4 protein-coding genes and 1 pseudogene are annotated in these 4,364 nt (G+C 60.5%); 3 read left to right on the top strand and 2 right to left on the bottom strand.

Translation table 11 applies throughout. The annotated features are described in order from the left end of the window. Window positions 1-112 precede the first annotated feature (112 nt). Window positions 113-1,915 (top strand): acyl-CoA dehydrogenase, encoded by a 1,803-nt coding sequence (locus SNL23_RS17190; protein WP_167662937.1) that lies wholly within the window; start codon window positions 113-115, stop codon window positions 1,913-1,915. Here SNL23_RS17190 and SNL23_RS17185 read toward each other — a convergent pair. Continuing rightward, window positions 1,912-2,205 (bottom strand): cell division protein ZapA, encoded by a 294-nt coding sequence (locus SNL23_RS17185; protein WP_003209415.1) that lies wholly within the window; start codon window positions 2,203-2,205, stop codon window positions 1,912-1,914. The genes SNL23_RS17190 and SNL23_RS17185 overlap by 4 nt on opposite strands. Then, on the bottom strand, window positions 2,202-2,432 hold the full coding sequence (locus SNL23_RS17180; protein WP_003209413.1) for a hypothetical protein: 231 nt from the start codon (window positions 2,430-2,432) through the stop codon (window positions 2,202-2,204). The genes SNL23_RS17185 and SNL23_RS17180 overlap by 4 nt, the downstream gene beginning before the upstream one ends. Window positions 2,433-2,655: 223 nt before the next feature. On the opposite strand from SNL23_RS17180, the pseudogene SNL23_RS31575 reads away from it, so the two are divergent. Beyond that, window positions 2,656-3,429 (top strand): annotated as a pseudogene (locus SNL23_RS31575) (MCP four helix bundle domain-containing protein); the annotation flags it as partial. A 33-nt stretch (window positions 3,430-3,462) separates the two neighbouring features. Next, window positions 3,463-4,335 carry a methyl-accepting chemotaxis protein gene (locus SNL23_RS31570; RefSeq protein WP_404942400.1) on the top strand — a complete coding sequence of 291 codons (873 nt, stop codon included), beginning with the start codon at window positions 3,463-3,465 and terminating at the stop codon, window positions 4,333-4,335. Window positions 4,336-4,364 lie beyond the last annotated feature (29 nt).

Genomic DNA, 4,364 nt, shown 5'->3' with positions numbered 1-4,364 from the left:
CCGCGCTCCACCTTCGAGCCGCGTTTTGCCCCTCCATCACCCAGATCAATCTTGCTATCCAGCCTCTATTTGCGCACTTAGACTCGGCCCATTCCCACACAGGTAAGCCGCCATGTCCGAGACGCTGCTCAGTTCCCGCAATCTGGCTTTCGAGCTGTACGAAGTCCTCGATGCCGAGGGCCTGACCCAGCGCGAGCGGTTTGCCGAACACAACCGTGAAACCTTCGACGCTGCCATCGGCACCGCCCGCAGCATTGCCGAGAAGTTTTTCGCCCCGCACAACCGCAAGGGCGACGAGAACGAACCCCGCTACGAGAACGGTCAGGCGATTCTGATTCCTGAAGTGAAACCGGCGGTGGATGCCTTCCTTGAAGCCGGCTTTCTCAACGCCGCCCGCAGCTTCGACGCTGGCGGCATGCAATTGCCAACCCTGCTGTCCCAAGCCTGTTTCGCACACTTCCAGTCAGCCAACGCCGCTTCCACGTCCTACCCGTTCCTGACCATGGGCGCCGCCAACCTGATCGAGAGCTTCGGCACCGAGGAGCAGAAACAACGCTTCCTGCAACCGATGATCGAAGGCCGTTTCTTCGGCACCATGGCCTTGACCGAGCCCCACGCCGGTTCGTCGCTGTCGGATATTCGTACCCGGGCAGAGCCGGCGGCTGACGGCAGCTATCGCCTCAAGGGCAACAAGATCTTCATCTCTGGTGGCGATCACCCGCTGTCGGAAAACATCGTGCACATGGTGCTGGCCAAACTGCCGGATGCGCCCGCCGGGGTGAAGGGCATTTCGCTGTTTATCGTGCCCAAGTTCCTGGTCAACGACGACGGCAGCCTGGGCAAACGCAACGATGTGCTGCTGGCTGGGCTGTTTCACAAGATGGGTTGGCGCGGCACCACCTCGACCGCGCTGAATTTCGGCGATAACGGCGAGTGTGTCGGCTACCTGGTGGGCAAACCGCACCAAGGCCTGAGCTGCATGTTCCAGATGATGAACGAAGCGCGGATCGGCGTGGGCATGGGCGCGGTGATGCTCGGTTACGCCGGCTACCTGTACTCCCTGGAATACGCCCGCGAGCGCCCGCAAGGCCGCCTGCCGGACAGCAAGGATCCGAACACCGCGCCGGTGTCGATCATTCAGCACGCCGACATCAAGCGCATGCTGTTGACCCAAAAAGCCTACGTGGAAGGTGCCTTCGACCTTGGCCTGTACGCCGCACGCCTGTTCGACGACACCACCACCCTGGAAACCGAAGCTGCGCGCAAACAGGCCCACGAACTGCTGGATCTGCTGACGCCTATCGTCAAATCCTGGCCATCGGAGTTTTGCCTGAAGGCCAACGAACTGGCGATCCAGATCCTCGGCGGCCACGGCTACACCCGTGAATACCCGGTGGAACAGTACTACCGCGACAACCGCCTGAATCCGATCCATGAAGGCACCCACGGCATTCAGTCGCTGGATCTGCTCGGGCGCAAGCTGGCGCAGAACGGCGGTGCGGGCTTGAAACAACTGATTCGCCTGATCGCCGAGACCGGCGCGCGGGCACAGCAATACCCGTCGCTGACTGCCTTGCGGGAACCGCTGGAACAACTGGTAACGCGCCTGCAAGAGGTCACCCTCGGCCTGCTGACGGATCTCGCCCAGGGCAAGGTCAACAGCAGCCTGGCGAATTCGGCGCTGTACCTGAAGGTGTTCGGGCATACGGTGATTGGCTGGCGCTGGCTGGAACAGGCGATTCGCGCCGAGGAAGGGCTGGCCAAAGGCAATGCTGCCGATGTCGCCTTCTATAAAGGCAAGCTCCAGGCCGCCCGGTACTTCCTGACGTGGGAAATACCGGGCTGCCATCATGAACTGGCGATTCTCGAGGCACGCGATGACACGTGCCTGGGGATGCAGGATGAGTGGTTCTAAGGCGTTCCGATCGCCTTGGAAATCACTTCGACCGTGGCGCTGACTTGCTCTTGGTAACGGTCGAGTTCCTGCTGGTGGTGCTTTTGCATTTCGATCTGCTCGGCGCACAGGTTCAGCGCCGCCAGCACCAATAGCTTGTCACCGATCAGCGTCGGGTACTTTTTCTTGGTGGTGGCCAGGGATGCCTTGAGCATCGTCACGGCGCTCATCAGGGTGTTGTCTTCCCCTTCCGGTGCCTTGATCGAGTAATCCTCACCGAGAATCGAAACGACCTTTATCCCTTCATTCATGCGCTGACAGGACCTGCGCTCACACGCTCAACCAACGCCTGGATACGGGCGGCGGTGGCGCCCTGCTTTTCTTCCTGTTCCATCAGGTTGAGTTGCAGGCTGTCGTTCTCATCCTTGGCGCGAGCCAGTTCGGCCTTGAGGGATTCGTTGGTGCCCAGCAGATCCTGGTTCTGCTGTACCAGGTCACTGACCAGTTGTTCCAATTGGCTGAGGGATGCTTCTAACATTTTGATTTCTCGGGCTTTTTCAAAGGGCGGTGACGATAAAGAAAAATCACCTCGGATGCCAGGGTTATCCCCGGCGCGGGGCCTTGATTTTACAGGGCAGGCCACGCTTTCGAGCCTTAGTGACTGCATTTATGGCATCTGGTTCCTGAATCCCGTCGGACCGTCCCGACCTGCGACAAAAGCGCGCACCCCCTCAAGACTTTAGTCGTATGACCGATAGGTCATGGACACCCCGCCCAAACCCCGCATGGATCGCGCTTCTCCCCAGGATCACAGCATGTCTCTTCGTAATATGAATATCGCGCCGCGGGCCTTCCTCGGCTTCGCGTTGATTGGCGCGCTGATGTTGTTTCTCGGCGTGTTCGCGTTGAACCAGATGAGCAAGATTCGCGCGGCGACGGAAGACATCACCCTCAGCAGCGTGCCGAGCATTCGCGCCCTGGACGAGTTCACCCAGCTGACCCTGCGCCTGCGGGTGCTGTCCTATCGCCTGCTGACCAACCGCGAGCCCGACGTCCAGCAAAAGACCCTTGAGTCTTTTGACGTGCGCAATCAGCAGACTCGTACGGCCCAGGCGGTCTACGAGAAGTTGATCGACAGCAGCGAAGAACGTGCTGCCTACGATGAATATGTGCGTCTGCTGGCCCAGTACCATCAGATTGAAGAGCGCATGAAGAGCCTGTCACGAGCCAATCAGGTGGAAGAACTGCGCACGCTGCTGAATACCGAGCTGCTGAACAACTCGGATCAGGTCAACGCCGTATTGAACCGCCTGCTGGACATCAACAACAAGATGGCGCTGGCCACCAACCAGCAAGCTGCCGACCAGTACGACCTGGCGTTTGAGCTGGTGGTGATCCTGCTGATCCTCGCCACTGCATTGACCATGCTGTTCGCCTGGCTGCTGACCCGCAGCATTACCCAGCCGATCGCCCAGGCCCTGGATGCCGCCGAGGAAATCGCCGAAGGCAACCTGACGCGCCCGATCAAGGTGGAAGGCAACGACGAAGCCGGCCGACTACTGTTGGCAATGGCCAAGATGCAGGACAAATTGAAGGACACCTTGCAGCGCATTTCCGGCTCGGCCACCCAATTGGCCTCCGCCGCGGAAGAGCTGAATGCCGTGACCGACGAAAGCGCCCGTGGCCTGACCCAGCAAAACAACGAAATCGAACAGGCCGCCACGGCGGTGAACGAGATGACCAGCGCGGTTGAAGAAGTGGCCCGCAACGCGGTCAGCACTTCCGAAGCCTCGAAAAACGCCACCTCCTCGGCCGGCGATGGCCGTGACCTGGTGCAGGAAACCGTCGGCGCCATCGAGCGTATGAGCAGCGACGTGCAAGCCACCGCGACCCTGATCGGCAACCTGGCGGAAGAGTCCCGGGACATCGGCAAGGTGCTGGACGTGATTCGCGGCCTGGCCGACCAGACCAACCTGCTGGCCCTGAACGCAGCGATTGAAGCGGCGCGTGCCGGTGAAGCCGGGCGTGGTTTTGCGGTGGTGGCGGATGAAGTGCGGGCCTTGGCCCATCGCACCCAGCAGTCCACCAGCGAGATCGAGCGGATGATCGGCAGCATCCAGGCCGGTACCGAGCATGCAGTGGATTCGATGCGCAACAGCACCGAGCGTGCAGAGTCGACGCTGAATATCGCCAAGGGTGCGGGGATGTCGCTGGACACCATCAATACCGCCATCGTTGAAATCAACGAGCGCAACCTGGTGATCGCCAGTGCCGCTGAAGAGCAGGCGCAGGTGGCGCGGGAAGTGGATCGCAACCTGGTGAACATTCGCGATTTGTCTGTGCAATCGGCGACCGGCGCCAGCCAGACCAGTGCGGCGAGCAGCGAGCTGTCGCGGTTGGCGGTGGACTTGAACGGGATGGTGGGGCGGTTCAGGCTTTAACTGACACTGCATCACTAAAATGTGGGAGC

This window comes from Pseudomonas sp. SED1 (genome assembly GCF_034044025.1).
GTDB lineage: Bacteria > Pseudomonadota > Gammaproteobacteria > Pseudomonadales > Pseudomonadaceae > Aquipseudomonas.
Note: the sequence above shows the minus strand (reverse complement) of the source record. Positions and strands in the feature narration are given on the sequence as shown.

Coding starts and splice junctions, on each gene's coding strand:
- SNL23_RS17190 (WP_167662937.1), top strand. CDS start 113: ATGTCCGAGACGCTGCTCAGTTCCCGCAATCTGGCTTTCGAGCTGTAC.
- SNL23_RS17185 (WP_003209415.1), bottom strand. CDS start 2,205: ATGAATGAAGGGATAAAGGTCGTTTCGATTCTCGGTGAGGATTACTCG.
- SNL23_RS17180 (WP_003209413.1), bottom strand. CDS start 2,432: ATGTTAGAAGCATCCCTCAGCCAATTGGAACAACTGGTCAGTGACCTG.
- SNL23_RS31570 (WP_404942400.1), top strand. CDS start 3,463: ATGGCCAAGATGCAGGACAAATTGAAGGACACCTTGCAGCGCATTTCC.